We start from the raw sequence: 13,802 nt of genomic DNA on the forward strand, positions 1-13,802 counted from the left end.
ACAGGAGTGCCTATGAAGGAAATACTCGTCATTGGTGCTGGCGCGGCCGGCATCATGGCTGCGCTGGCCGCGGCAGAAGCAGGGGCCAGGGTACATTTATTTGAAAAAAATGATATTGTTGGCAAAAAGCTGGGCATTACCGGCAAGGGCCGCTGCAATCTGACCAATTCCTGCACCATGGCCGATTTCATCGCCCATACGCCGGGACACGGCAAGTTCCTCTACAGCGCTTATGAACAGTTCACCAACCAGGACCTGCTCGACAAGCTGAATGCCTGGGGACTGGCCACCAAGGAAGAACGGGGCGGCCGTATTTTCCCCCAGTCCGACAGTGCCATCGAAGTGCGCAAGCTCTTATACCGTAAGCTATGCCATAAAGGCGTCGACCTCCATCTGAGCGATGCCGTCCACGCCGTCAAGGCCTGGGGCAGCCGCATGGTCGTCAGCGCCGCCTCCGGAAATTATGAAGGCGACGCCTGTATCATCACGACAGGCGGCATGTCCTATCCCGTCACCGGCTCGACGGGCGACGGCTATGACTTTGCCCGCAGCCTGGGCCATAGCGTGACGGAACTGAAGCCGGCCCTCATCCCCTTTACGACGGCTGAAACCTGGCCGCATACCTTGTCGGGGCTGTCCCTGCGCAATGTGGAAGGCTCGCTGTGGAAGCGGGGCAAGAAGATGGCTTCGTATTTCGGAGAAATGCTCTTTACCCATTTCGGCGTATCCGGGCCGATCATCCTCATGCTCAGTATGGCCGCGGCCCATAAGAAGGCCTGCACCTTCCCCATGCAGCTGCGCCTCGACCTCAAGCCGGCCTTGTCAAAGGAAAAGCTCGATGCCCGGCTGCGGCGGGACTTTGAGAAGTACATCCGCAAGGAAGCAGCGAACGCCTTGAAGGATCTCCTGCCACAGCGGCTCATCCCCATCGTCCTCGACCAGGCCGGCATCGCCCGGGACTGTCCGGTCAATCAGATTTCCCGGGAACAGCGGCAGGATCTGGCCGATACTCTCAAGGCCTTGTCTCTGACGGTGACGGGCACGCGTCCTATTGAGGAAGCCATCGTCACGGCCGGCGGCATATCGGTCAAGGAGATCAATCCCAAGACGATGGAGTCGAAACTTGTCCCCCATCTCTATTTTGCCGGAGAAGTCATCGACATCGACGCCTTTACAGGCGGCTATAATCTGCAAGCAGCCTTTTCGACGGGCTTCGTAGCCGGAACGGCGGCTGCTACAAAGGAGTGCATACCATGCGAAAATTAACGGTTGCCATCGATGGGCCGGCCGGAGCCGGGAAAAGCAGTGTCGCCAAGGTCCTGGCCAATCGGGTCCACTATTTGTATATCGATACAGGGGCTATGTACCGCGCCTTTACCTGGGCTGTCCTGGAAAAAGGCATCGACCTTTCGGACGAAAAAGCGGTCCGCGACCTGGTCGATACTATTGATATCCGCCTGGAACCGCAGGCTGATCTGTGCCGCGTCTACGTCGGTTCGACGGAAGTGACCGAAGCCATCCGGACCCAGCGCGTATCTTCTCATGTTTCTGCCGTCGCAGCCCTTGCCGTAGTACGGGAAAAACTGGTAAAATTACAACAGGCCATGGCCCAAGAGGGTGGTGTCATCCTCGACGGCCGCGATATCGGGACAGTCGTCCTGCCCCAGGCGGACCTCAAGATTTTCCTGACGGCTTCTGTCGATTCCCGGGCCCGCCGCCGCTACCTGGAAGTCCAGGCCAAGGGCGGCAGCGAAACGTATGAAGACATCGCTGCCAGCATCGCTGCCCGCGACGATATGGACTCGCACCGGGCCGTGTCGCCGCTGAAGAAGGCCGACGATGCCATCGTCGTCGATAACAGCGACCTCGATTTAGAGCAGACCGCCGACGTCATCCTCGGCCTGATGAAGGAGCGAGGCTGATGCATACCTTTACATACGGCATGATCCGCAAGATTTTCAACCTCGCTACGTATGGCGCCTTGGGCATGGAAGTCATCGGCGAAGAGAATATCCCGGAAAAAGGGCCATTCATCGTCGTCTGCAATCATGCCAGCAATTTTGATCCGCCCCTGCTGGGGACGGCCATGCGCCGTCACTTGATCCATTTCATGGCCAAAGAGGAATTGTTCCGCAATCCTCTCATGGGCTGGTTCCTGCGCTATGTCCATACCTTCCCGGTCCATCGCGGTCACATCGACCGCAAAGCCGTCATCGAGTCCTTCCGGGTCTTGAAGAGCGGCGAGGTCCTGGGGATTTTCCCGGAAGGGAAGCGGACGCGGGGCGGCAAAGTCGGCCCTTTCCATGAAGGCTTTGCCGGTATCGCCATCAAGGCCGGCGTTCCGGTCCTGCCGGCGGCGATCGTCAATTCGGAATTTTTGCCGAAAAAAACCGGTCCCGTCCGGGTCATCTTTGGAAAACCCGTGCCGGCACCGGCAGGAAAGGCATCGGATCGCGATTTAGTCAAAGGTTTTTCCGACAAAATCCGCGATATTATCATATCTATGCAAAATCAGTATAAAGGGGATACTAAATGAAAGTAACTCTCGCTGCGGCCTGTGGCTTTTGTTATGGCGTACGCCGGGCTGTCGAGCTGGCAGGCAAGGCGGAAAAGGGGACTCATACTCTGGGACCCATCATCCACAATCCGCAAGTTGTCGGGCGTTTAGCCGCCCATGGCGTGTCGCCGGTCGACTCGTTGGATGAGGTCGACAAGGGGGCTGTCGTCCTGATCCGCTCCCACGGTGTCGGCCCGGATGTCTATGACCAGGCCGTTCAAAAAGAACTAAAAGTCATAGATGCGACGTGTCCACACGTCAAAAAAGCCCAACAAGACGCTAAAAATATCGTCGAAAAGGGCGAAAATCTCATAATAGTAGGAGAAAAATCCCATCCTGAAGTAATTAGCATTTCACAATGGGGGGCAAATCGTGCTATTATAATAGATAGGGAAGAAGAAGCTGAAAAAATTCCCTTTTGCGATTCTATGGGAGTCGTCGTCCAGACGACGTTCTCTCAAGAGCAATTCAAGCGTATCGCCGCTATCCTGCAACGAAAGACCAATCATCTCGATGTGCATATGACCATATGCACGGCGACGCAGCAGCGTCAGCAGGCAGCGATAGAACTGGCAGGCCATGTGGACGCCATGATCGTCATTGGCGGAAAGAACAGCGCCAACACAGGCCGCCTCGCGCAGGTATGCCGTGAACAGGATTGCCCGACATACCACATCGAAACAGCAGCCGAATTGGATACGGCCTGGTTCCGTGGTATGAATCATATAGGCATTACAGCCGGCGCTTCCACGCCGGATTGGATAATACAGGAGGTTGTTAAGATTATGGAAAATTTGCAAGCTGAAGGCACAGAAGTAATGAGTGAAGAATTGTTGGACAAGTATGACTATGAAGAAAATCCAAAGAAAGGTGACGTGGTCAAAGGCACGGTTATTTCTGTGAATGATGATGCTGCCTATGTTTCCATCGGTACGAAAGCAGAAGCAATCCTGCCGAAAAAGGAAATGGCTGTTCCCGCTCCGGAAAAAGCAAGTGACTTTGTCAAAGTCGGCGACGAACTGACTGTCGAAATCGCCAACAACATTAAAGAAGAAGGAGCTATCGTCGTTTCCCTCGTCAAGATGAAAAAAGTCGAAGACTGGAAAGAAGTCCGCGAAGCTTTTGAAAACGACCAGCTCGTCGAATGTACAGGTAAAGAAACGAACAAGGCTGGTCTTGTCGTTTCCATCAAATCCCTGCGTGGTTTCATTCCCCTTTCCCAGGGCGATATCAAATTCGTTAAATCTTTGGACTATCTCGTAGGCCAGACCTTCCAGGTCAAAGTCATCGACATCGACGAACACAAGAACCGCCTCGTCCTTTCCCGCAAAGCTGTTCTTGAAGCAGAACGCGAAGCAAAACGCGAAGAAGCCCTCAAGCACATTGAAGAAGGCGCTGTCCTCGAAGGCACTGTCGTTAAGATCATGCCCTACGGTGCATTCATCGACCTCGGCGGCGTAGAAGGCCTGCTCCATATTTCCGACATTTCCTGGAAACGCATCAGCTCTGTCGATGCCGTTCTCCATACGGGTGAAAAACTCCAGGTCCTCGTTCAGAAATTCGACCAGGAACGGAACCGCATTTCCTTGTCCTTGAAAGCTCTCCAGAAGAACCCCTGGATCGCTGCTATCGAAAAATTTGAAGTCGGCGATATCGTCAAAGGCGAAGTCAAGAAGCTCCTGCCCTTCGGCGCTATCCTGGCCATCGATCCGGAATTGCAGGGCCTGCTCCACATTTCCGAATTGACGGAAAAACGCGGCGTCGCTGTCAAAGACCTGGTCAACATCGGTGATGTCATGAACGTCAAGATCATCGGCATCGATACGGATAAGAAAAAGATTTCTCTCAGCGTCTTGGCCATTCAGAAAGATGAAGAAGAACAGGAAGTTCGCAACTACCTCGATAACCAGGATAAAGAAGAAGAAAACAACTAAGGTTTCACAAAAAGGGGATAGCCGGGCTGTACCGGTTATCCTTTTTTCGTCTATAGAAAGGATTCTGCCATGTACAAACCCCTAGTCGCTGTCGTCGGGCGCCCGAACGTCGGTAAATCGACGCTTTTCAATGCCATCGTCAAGAAGCGCATTTCTATCGTCGAAGACATCCCCGGCGTAACACGCGACCGCATTTATTTCGACGCCGAATGGCTCGGCCAGGAATTTACCATGATCGATACGGGCGGCATCGAATTTGTCGATTCGGATAACCATATCTTCACCAGCATGCGGTATCAGGCTGAACTGGCCATCCGCGAAGCCGACGTCATCCTCTACGTTGTCGACGGTAAAGTCGGTGTCCAGCCTCAGGATGAAGAAATTGCCCACATCCTCCGCTCGTGCGGCAAGCCGGTCATCCTCGTCGTCAACAAAATCGACAGCGTCGAACAAGAAATGAACATCTACGAATTTTACAGCCTCGGTTTAGGCGACCCTATCGGCGTCTCGGCTGTCAACTTGATGAACCTCGGCGACCTCCTCGATGAAGTCCTGAAGTATATCAAGAAAGTCCCGGCTATAGACGATGACGATGAAGCCATCCACATCGCCCTCGTCGGCCGGCCGAATGTCGGCAAGTCGTCCCTGACCAATGCCCTCTTAGGGCAGGACCGGGTCATCGTCAGCAACGTCCCCGGGACGACGCGCGATTCCATCGACACCCACTGGTCCTATGAAGGGACGGATTTCGTCCTCATCGATACGGCCGGCATGCGCCGCAAAGCCAAGATCGACTTGCCTGTCGAACGCTATAGTGTCGTCCGGGCCCTGCGCGCCGTCGACCGGTCGGACATCGCCGTCCTGGTCATCGATGCTACAGAAGGCGTGACCGAACAGGACACGAAGATCGCCGGCTACGTCCATGAAGCAGGCAAGGGCTGCATCATCGTCGTCAATAAATGGGACCTCATCGAAAAGGATAGCAAGACAAGCCATAAATTCGAAGAAGATATCCGCCGCGAACTGGCCTTCCTCCAGTATGCGCCCATCCTCTTCGCCTCGGCCCTGACCAAGCAGCGCATCAACCGCCTGGCCGATATGGTCAAGTTCGTATCGGAACAGCAGCACATGCGCGTGTCGACGAGCGTCCTCAACGAACTCATCGAAGATGCTCAGCTGACCAATCCGCCGCCGGCCAAGGGCGGCAAGCTGCTCAAGATTTACTACATGACCCAGGCTTCGGTCCAGCCGCCGACGTTCATCCTCTTCGTCAATGAACCGCAGCTCATGCATTTTTCGTACCTGCGCTTCCTGGAAAACCGCCTGCGTGAAACCTTCGGCTTCGAAGGGACACCGATCCGGCTCATCCTGCGCGGGAAAAAGGACGGTGAAAGCTTATGATGCTCGGCATCCTCTGCCTGGTGCTGGCCTATATCGCCGGGTCTTTCCCGAGCGGCCTGGTCATCGGCAAGACCTTGTATCATACGGACCCCAGGGAATACGGCAGCCATAATACGGGGGCGACCAATGCCTACCGCGTCTTCGGCGCTGTCGGCGGCCTGCTGGTCCTCATCTGCGATGTCGCCAAGGGGATGCTCGGCGTCTACCTCGGCCAGGTCGCCAGCCAGATGGGCCTTGGCAGTGCAGATACGCAGATTTACTTCATGATTGTCGGCGGCCTGCTGGCCATCATCGGCCATTCATGTTCGATTTTCCTCAAGTTCAAAGGCGGAAAGGGCGTCGCCACCGGCCTGGGCATCATCTTGTTCCTGGCTCCGTGGGAAACGCTCATCGTCTTCTGCGTCTGGGCTGTCATCGTCGCCTTGACGCGCATCGTCTCCCTCGGTTCCATCGTAGCGGCCATCTTGGTCCCCATTACCATGTACTTTTTCAACGAACCCCTGCCGCTGACGATTTTCGGCCTGCTGGCAGCTCTGCTGGTCGTCGTGCGCCATAAAGATAATATCATCCGCCTCCTGCACGGCAAGGAACTGAAGGTCGAACGAATTAAGAAAAAATAGATTGATATGTACTAAAAAACGTGTATAATTAACTATGTACGAGCAGGTGATCCTATGAGAATCATATCTGGCAGTGCCAGAGGGCGGGTCCTGAAGTCCCCGAAGGGCATGCTGACCCGGCCGACACTGGACCGTACACGGGAAAGTCTTTTCAACATCCTGGAAAGCAGCGGCGGCTTGCGTGGTGCCGCTGTCCTCGATATCTTTGCCGGTACGGGTGCCTTGGGGCTGGAAGCGCTGAGCCGCGGTGCGGCGTCGGCCGTCTTTATCGACCACTACACACAGCAGCTCATCCGTCAGAATGCAGCCCTCTGCGGCTTTGCAGACTGCGTCGAAGTGCTGCGCCTTAATTCGGCGAAAGCCCTGGCACGGCTGCAGGGGCGCAAATTTGATTACATCTTTGCGGACCCGCCGTATAATAAAAATTTGGTGAACGATACAATCGCGTTGATAGGTGAATACGATTTGCTGGCTCCGGGAGGACTGATCCTGATGGAATACAGCCGGAACGAAGGTATAACGGAGAGCCCATTGTATGAGGTCATCAGAGAAAAATCCTATGGGAAAGACACGCGGATCGCTTTTATCCGCCGTCGTCAGGAAGGAGTCTAAAAAGTGCGAATCGGTATTTGTCCCGGCAGTTTTGATCCTGTCACCAATGGACACATTGATATTTTTGAACGGGGGAGCCAGCTTGTCGACAAGCTCATCGTCGCTGTCTTTGAGAATCCGTCGAAGAAACCCTTGTTCTCGATGGCAGAGCGGGAGGAAATGTTGCGGGAAACGACGAAACACATCCCGAACATCGAAGTCGTCAGCTTCCATGGCCTGCTCAACCAATATGCCATTGAACACGGTGCGACTATCATCATCCGCGGCCTGCGGGCCCTGAGCGATTTTGAATACGAATTCCAGCGGGCCCTGCTCATGAAGAAGGTAGAACCGCGTATCGAAACGGTATTTATCATGACGAGTACCCAGTATTCCTATATCAGCTCGACGGGTATCCGTGAACTGGCCTGCTTCGGCGGCAAGCTCGATGACATGGTTCCCGATTATGTCGAAAAGAAACTGAAAGAGAAGTTTGCAGACAAGTACAATGCTTAGGAGTGGAGAATACATGAATTCGGATAAACTGTTAGAAGATTTGGAAAGCTTGGTAATGAACGCATCGAAGATGCCCTTTTCCAATAAAAAGATGGTCGAAGAAGAAGAAATCCTTCAGATCATCGATGACTTGAAAGAATCCATGCCGGCCGAATTGGAACAGGCCAAGAAGGTTTTGGCTGAAAAAGATAAGATTATTTCCGATGCCCAGCATCATGCCGAAAGCATGGTCGCCCAGGCCAAGGATTATATTGCCAAATTGACAGAAGAAAGTGAACTGGTCCGCCAGGCACAGGAACATGCCAACCAGATCATCCAGAACGCTAACGATTCGTCGGAACAGCTGAAGAACAGCTCCATTACCTATGCCGGCGATGTCCTTAAATACGTTGAATCGACATTGGAAAAGACCTTGTCCAGCATCCAGCAGAACCGCGAAAGCCTGCTCAAGAACAACGGACACCAGGATGACAAGCCGGATCAGCAGTAACCATGGCTTATACGAGAGGGACTGTCGCATGAAAGCTTTGACTATCATGCGAGGTCCCTTTTTTTATCCGCACGGCGGGTAGATAGGAGGAACTATGAACGAAATTACGTCCCGCGACAACCAGTGGGTCAAGATGGCCTGTTCCCTGAAGCAAAAGAAAGGCCGTCAGGCCCATCAGCGCGTCTTTGTCGAAGGCCTGCGGGTCATCGCCGACGCGGCGGCCATGAACATTCCCGATGCCATCTGCTTCGTCTCGGAAAAGGGGCGGGGCCTGGATGGATTTGAAGCCCTCTATGCCAAAGGCATCGAACTGGGCTGGACGTTTTATGCCGTCACCGACAGCGTCTATGATAAACTGAAAGACACGAAGACGCCGCAGGGACTGGCGGCCATGCTGCCTTTCTTTGCCTATACTTTCGACAGCCTGCCGGCCATTGCGCCGGAAAAAGCCGTCCTTTACCTGCGTTCCATCCAGGATCCGGGCAATCTGGGGACGATCCTGCGCACGGCTGCCGCTGCCAACGCCGGTGCCGTCCTGCTCAGTGAAGGCAGTGTTGACGTCTACAACGATAAGACGATCCGCAGTGCCATGGGGGCCATCTTCAAGGTCCCTGTTGTCCAGGATGTGACAGACGAACAGCTGGACCAGTTCTGTGCCGATGAAGACCGCCAGGTCTACGGCACGGCGCCGGAAGGCAGTATCTCTTATGTCGATGCCGATTACAGCCAGCCCGTCATCCTGGCCTTCGGCAATGAAGGCAACGGCCTGCCGGAACCGTTCCTGGCCTGCTGTGATGACGTACTGACCATTCCCATGCGGCTGGATACGGAATCGCTGAACTTGTCCATGTCGGTCGGCATCGTCTTGTATAAGGCATGGGAAAAGAATGGTTTTAAGGAGTAATCATGGAAGACAAGAAAGAGACCCTCGATTTGGGTTTTGCAAAACTGGACTTGCAGCGTGAAGCGCGCTGCGGCTTCCCGGAAGTCGTCTACTGTGCCGGCAAGACCGTCGGCCAGTCGGTACAGATTCTGGACGTCCTCATGGATAAGTATGATAATGTCATCGGCACGCGGGCTGATAAGGCCGTTTACGATGCCCTGGTCGGACGCCATCCTGCTGCCCAATATGACGAATTGGCCCGTATGGTCTATCAGCATAAGGACAAGAACGTCGTCAATGGCGACCGCCTCATTTCGGTCATCACCGCTGGGACGAGTGATATCCCCATTGCCGAAGAAGCGGCACTGACGGCAGAAATCATGGGCAACCGCGTCGAACGCATTTACGACGTCGGTGTCGCCGGCATCCACCGCCTTCTGGCTCGCGTTGATGATATCCGCCGGGCCAATGTCAACATCGTCGTCGCTGGCATGGAAGGGGCCCTGGCCAGTGTCGTCGGCGGCCTGGTCGATAAGCCGGTCATCGCCGTGCCGACCAGTATCGGCTATGGCGCCAATTTCCACGGCCTGTCGGCCCTGCTGGCTATGCTCAACAGCTGTGCTGCCGGCGTGTCCGTCGTCAATATCGATAACGGGTTTGGCGCCGGCCGCCTGGCCGATACGATGAATCGATTGAGGTGAGATGATGGAAACGTTATGGCAGCTGGAAGCCAATATCGACGACATGAATCCGCAGAATATGGAATACGTCTTTTCCCTCATCCTGGAACAGGGAGCCAACGACGTCTGGGCCATGCCCATGATGATGAAGAAAGGGCGCATGGCGTCCATGCTCTGCGTCTTGTGCCGGCAGGAACTCATCGACCCCCTCATCGGCGTCATCGTCAGGGAGACGACGTCCATCGGCGTCCGCTTTTTCCCTGTGACCCGCCTGGCCTGTGACCGGCTCATCACGACGGTCCGCGTCGACGGCCGCGACCTGCACTGCAAGGTCTGCCGCTATGGCGGCAAGGTCGTCAACATTTCCGCTGAATACGATGATTGCCGGGCCGCTGCCACTGAAACAGGGACGCCCTTGAAGGAGTGGCAGCGTAAAGTGAAGGAAGCGGCGTACCGGCAATTTAGGGAATAGAATGGGCAAAGGATATTGTCAAAATACGATTGTCCATGTATAATAGTCATTAAGCTCATTATGTAGTACGTCCTGGAAGGACGGGGAGTTTGCAAGATGAATAGAGTCATCATTAATGCCGATGATTTCGGCATCCATACAGAAGTCAATCAGGCCGTCATCGAAGCCTGCGGACAGGGTGTCCTGACCAGTACATCCCTGCTGGCCAACGGCCCGGCTTTTGACCAGGCCGTCGACCTGGCCCGGAAGTGTCCGAAACTGGGCATCGGCATCCATCTCAGCCTGGTCGGGTCCCTGCCGACGGTCTTGTCGGCCAAGGAAGTACCGACCCTGGTCCAGTCCGACGGCCTGCTGCCGGAAAGTTATACGGAAGTCATCAAGCGGGCCTGCCAGGGGAAACTCGATTACGGCCAGGTCTACCGGGAGCTCGATGCCCAGATGGAAAAGATCATGGCGACGGGCCTTCCCATCGACCACCTGGACAGTCACCAGCACCTGCACGTCCTGCCGCAGATCTGGTCCATTGTCCAGTCACTGATGATGAAATACGGCATCCACCGCCTGCGCATCCCCAGGGAAGCGTATTCCTATAAGGTACTGTCGGCCAATCCCGTGCGCATTGCCGGCCGCGACGGCCTGACCTATCTGTCCCGGAAGGCCATGACTTCGGTCCGGCGCCTGCACTTCACGACGACCGATTTTTTCTGGGGTATGGTCGACGGTGGCCATATGACAGAAAGCAATCTGCACTATCTCATCGACAGGCTGCCTTTTGGGACTCATGAAATCATGATGCATCCAGGACGGAGTACGGCTGTCCTCAGCCAGTCCTTTGCCTGGGGCTATCATTGGCAGGATGAATTTCAGGCCCTGCTGTCGCCGGAAATCCGCCGTCAGCTGGAAGCCAAACAGATTGAACTCATTACTTACGGTGACCTGCCGTAGGGATTGGAGGTCTTATCTTTGCATATCTTAGTTACCGGTGGGGCCGGTTTCATCGGTTCCCACCTCGTCGATGCCTTGCTGGAAGCCGGCCACGACGTGACGGTCTTCGACAACCTGAGTACGGGCTGCCGGGACCAGGTCCCGGAACAGGCCCGGTTCGTTCAAGGCGATATCCGCGATGAAGCGGCATTGAAGGTCCTCTTTGGAGAAGGCCATTTCGACGTCGTCTTCCATGAAGCCGCCCAGACGCAGGTCTCGTACTCCCTGGCCCATCCCCGGGAAGATGCGGAACTGAATGTCCTCGGCCTGATCAACGTCCTGGAACAGTGCCGCCGTCAGGGCGTGCAGAAATTCATCTATTCGTCGTCAGCTGCCGTCTACGGTGATAATCCCAAAGTGCCCTTGGGCGAATCGGAACCGCTGGCACCGGCGTCGTTCTACGGCCTGACCAAAGTGGCTGCAGAAAAGTATATCCAGCTCTATGGCAGCCTGTTCGGCCTGCCCTATGCTATCCTGCGCTATGCCAACGTATATGGCGAACGCCAAGGCAATGGCGGTGAAGGCGGCGTCGTCGGTCTCTTTGCCAGAGCCTTGGCCCGTGGCGAAGACTTGACGATTTTCGGCGACGGCGAACAGTCCCGCGACTTTGTCTACGTCAAAGACGTAGCCCGCGCTAATATCGCCGCTATGGACGGCAAAGTGCCGTCAGGGATTTATAACATCAGCACGCAAATCGAGACGACTATCAATGCGCTGAAAGAAATCCTCTTGTATTTCTCTCATGCCGGTGTGGCCGTTTCTTATGGAGAAGCCCGGAAGGGTGATATTTTCCGGTCGTCCCTGGCTAATGGCAAGGCCATCGAAACGCTTCGCTGGCGGCCGAAGATGAAACTCATGCCAGGCCTTATGGCGACGTATCAATATTTTCTCGAAAGGGAGGAAGCCGAGTGAAAGAAGACAGCAACCATAAATTTTACCTGGTCCGCGAAGACATTTTGCCTGAGGCAATTAAGAAGACCATCAAGGTCAAAGAAATCCTCAAGCATCATCAGACGCGCACGATCAACGAAGCCGTCCGCATGATGGATTTGAGCCGCAGTGCGTACTATAAATATAAGGACTATGTCTTTCCTTTTTACGATGTTACGCAGGGGAAAATCGTTACCCTGTCGGTCATGATCTTCGACCGGCCCGGGGAATTGTCGCAAGTACTCAACACGGTCGCTGCCAATAACGGCAGTATCCTGACCATCAACCAGGGGATTCCCTTGCAGGGAATGGCTGATGTCAGCTTATCCATCGAAACTAAGGATATGACCGTTCCTGTCGATGAATTGATCAAAACGTTGGAAAAGCTGTCCGGTGTCAGCAAAGTAGATATCATCGGACAAGCGTAAGATAAAAAAGGGGGAGTAGGCTCATGAAAAATGTTTCCATTGCCTTGTTAGGATGCGGTACGGTCGGGAAAGGGGTCGTCGACTTACTGGCCATGAATGGTCCGCTCATTGAAGAACAGCTCGATACGAAAATCAACATCAAGCGGGTCCTCATCCGCGATTTGAATAAGTATGAACAGATGGAAGACTTACCCGATTCCATCCAGCTCACGACGGATTTCAACGACATCATCGACGACGATGAAATCGAAATCGTCGTCGAAGTCATGGGCAGTGCCGACTTTGCCAAGGACTGCATCGAACAGTGCTTCCTGCGCGGCAAGAGCGTCATCAGCGCCAATAAGGACCTCATCGCCGATTACGGTATTCCGCTGCTGAAATTGTCCCAGCAGCACAACGTGGACTTCCAGTTCGAAGCCAGCGTCGCCGGCGGTATCCCTATCGTCCGTCCCATGTATTCGTCGCTCAACAGCAACCGTATCGAAGAAATCATCGGTATCATGAACGGCACGACGAACTTCATCTTGTCCAACATGACGGCCCACGGCTCGTCCTATGAAGACGTCCTCAAAGAAGCCCAGGAAAAAGGCTATGCCGAAGCGGACCCGACGAACGATGTCAGCGGTTACGATGCAGCCCGCAAGATCGCTATCCTGGCCACGCTGGGCTTCCATTCGGCTGTGACCTTCAACGATGTCCACGTAGAAGGCATTGAAAACATTGCCAAAGAAGATATTGAACATGCCACGGAAATGGGCTATGTCATCAAGCTCCTGGCCATTGCCCGCCAGGATGAAGACGGCATTTCCCTCAACGTCCATCCGTCCTTTATCCGCAAAGGCCATCCGCTGGCCAACGTCGACGGTGCCTACAACGCCGTCTGCGTCCGCGGCAACTGTGTCGGCGACGTCATGTTCTACGGCCAGGGGGCCGGTTCCCTGCCGACGGCCAGCGCCGTTGTCAGCGATGTCATGAACGTCATCCTTCACCGTAACCTGCAGATGACCGGCAAACGGGGCTATGTCTGGCACGAAGCAAAATTGAAGCCTCAGGCCGACATCGCTTCGCCGTACTACATCCGCATGATTGTCAACAACGCTCCCGGCGTTTTGGCAGCCGTCTCCAAGGTCCTGGCAGAGAACAATATCAGCATCCGTTCCCTCATCCAGAAAGACGAAACGGCAGAAATCGCTGAAATCGTCATCCTCATCGACAAATCGGCAGCCGGTCTGGTCCAGGCTTCGCTCCAGAAGATCGAAGAGTTATCGTGCGTTCGCAAGATTGCGAATGCCATTCGTGTAATCGAGGTGTAAGAA

General features: G+C 54.6%; 16 protein-coding genes. All 16 read left to right on the forward strand.

Translation table 11 applies throughout. The features are described 5' to 3' along the window. Positions 1-12 precede the first annotated feature (12 nt). Positions 13-1,266 (forward strand): NAD(P)/FAD-dependent oxidoreductase, encoded by a 1,254-nt coding sequence (locus NOS26_RS06335; RefSeq protein WP_014015899.1) that lies wholly within the window; start codon positions 13-15, stop codon positions 1,264-1,266. After that, the gene (gene cmk, locus NOS26_RS06340; protein ID WP_022497086.1) at positions 1,254-1,922 is read left to right on the forward strand and encodes a (d)CMP kinase; all 669 of its coding nucleotides are present in this window, start codon (positions 1,254-1,256) and stop codon (positions 1,920-1,922) included. Before NOS26_RS06335 ends, cmk begins: the two co-directional genes overlap by 13 nt. Next, complete coding sequence (locus NOS26_RS06345; protein ID WP_255917424.1) at positions 1,922-2,536, forward strand: 1-acyl-sn-glycerol-3-phosphate acyltransferase; 615 nt, start codon at positions 1,922-1,924, stop codon at positions 2,534-2,536. Before cmk ends, NOS26_RS06345 begins: the two co-directional genes overlap by 1 nt. Next, a complete protein-coding gene (locus tag NOS26_RS06350; RefSeq protein ID WP_014015902.1) occupies positions 2,533-4,491 on the forward strand; it encodes a bifunctional 4-hydroxy-3-methylbut-2-enyl diphosphate reductase/30S ribosomal protein S1 in 1,959 nt (652 codons plus the stop codon). The genes NOS26_RS06345 and NOS26_RS06350 overlap by 4 nt, the downstream gene beginning before the upstream one ends. Positions 4,492-4,560: 69 nt before the next feature. Next, positions 4,561-5,892, forward strand: coding sequence for a ribosome biogenesis GTPase Der (gene der / locus NOS26_RS06355; protein WP_014015903.1), 1,332 nt, complete (start codon positions 4,561-4,563; stop codon positions 5,890-5,892). Further along, positions 5,889-6,512, forward strand: a complete 624-nt coding sequence (gene plsY / locus NOS26_RS06360) for a glycerol-3-phosphate 1-O-acyltransferase PlsY (RefSeq protein ID WP_036203509.1) — start codon at positions 5,889-5,891, stop codon at positions 6,510-6,512. Before der ends, plsY begins: the two co-directional genes overlap by 4 nt. Positions 6,513-6,566: 54 nt before the next feature. Beyond that, positions 6,567-7,124 carry a 16S rRNA (guanine(966)-N(2))-methyltransferase RsmD gene (gene rsmD / locus NOS26_RS06365; RefSeq protein WP_014015905.1) on the forward strand — a complete coding sequence of 186 codons (558 nt, stop codon included), beginning with the start codon at positions 6,567-6,569 and terminating at the stop codon, positions 7,122-7,124. 3 nt (positions 7,125-7,127) lie between these two features. Then, positions 7,128-7,619 (forward strand): pantetheine-phosphate adenylyltransferase, encoded by a 492-nt coding sequence (gene coaD / locus NOS26_RS06370; protein WP_014015906.1) that lies wholly within the window; start codon positions 7,128-7,130, stop codon positions 7,617-7,619. A gap of 13 nt (positions 7,620-7,632) precedes the next feature. After that, positions 7,633-8,109 (forward strand): hypothetical protein, encoded by a 477-nt coding sequence (locus NOS26_RS06375; protein WP_014015907.1) that lies wholly within the window; start codon positions 7,633-7,635, stop codon positions 8,107-8,109. A 94-nt stretch (positions 8,110-8,203) separates the two neighbouring features. Continuing rightward, complete coding sequence (locus NOS26_RS06380; RefSeq protein ID WP_014015908.1) at positions 8,204-9,013, forward strand: RNA methyltransferase; 810 nt, start codon at positions 8,204-8,206, stop codon at positions 9,011-9,013. A 2-nt stretch (positions 9,014-9,015) separates the two neighbouring features. Next, entirely contained in the window at positions 9,016-9,693 is a 678-nt protein-coding gene (gene larB, locus NOS26_RS06385; protein WP_255917426.1) for a nickel pincer cofactor biosynthesis protein LarB, read from the forward strand. 1 nt (position 9,694) lies between these two features. Further along, entirely contained in the window at positions 9,695-10,144 is a 450-nt protein-coding gene (gene larC, locus NOS26_RS06390) for a nickel insertion protein (protein ID WP_036203513.1), read from the forward strand. A 96-nt stretch (positions 10,145-10,240) separates the two neighbouring features. After that, positions 10,241-11,089: a ChbG/HpnK family deacetylase gene (locus tag NOS26_RS06395; RefSeq protein WP_027894919.1), complete on the forward strand. Its 849-nt coding sequence runs from the start codon at positions 10,241-10,243 to the stop codon at positions 11,087-11,089. 18 nt (positions 11,090-11,107) lie between these two features. After that, complete coding sequence (locus NOS26_RS06400) at positions 11,108-12,040, forward strand: NAD-dependent epimerase/dehydratase family protein (protein ID WP_255917427.1); 933 nt, start codon at positions 11,108-11,110, stop codon at positions 12,038-12,040. Then, a complete protein-coding gene (locus NOS26_RS06405) occupies positions 12,037-12,486 on the forward strand; it encodes an ACT domain-containing protein (RefSeq protein ID WP_014015913.1) in 450 nt (149 codons plus the stop codon). The genes NOS26_RS06400 and NOS26_RS06405 overlap by 4 nt, the downstream gene beginning before the upstream one ends. Before the next feature lie 23 nt (positions 12,487-12,509). Further along, positions 12,510-13,799: a homoserine dehydrogenase gene (locus NOS26_RS06410; RefSeq protein ID WP_054336251.1), complete on the forward strand. Its 1,290-nt coding sequence runs from the start codon at positions 12,510-12,512 to the stop codon at positions 13,797-13,799. The last annotated feature ends 3 nt before the right edge of the window (positions 13,800-13,802 follow it).

This window comes from Megasphaera sp. SC8-1 (genome assembly GCF_024436295.1).
Taxonomy (GTDB): domain Bacteria; phylum Bacillota; class Negativicutes; order Veillonellales; family Megasphaeraceae; genus Megasphaera; species Megasphaera elsdenii.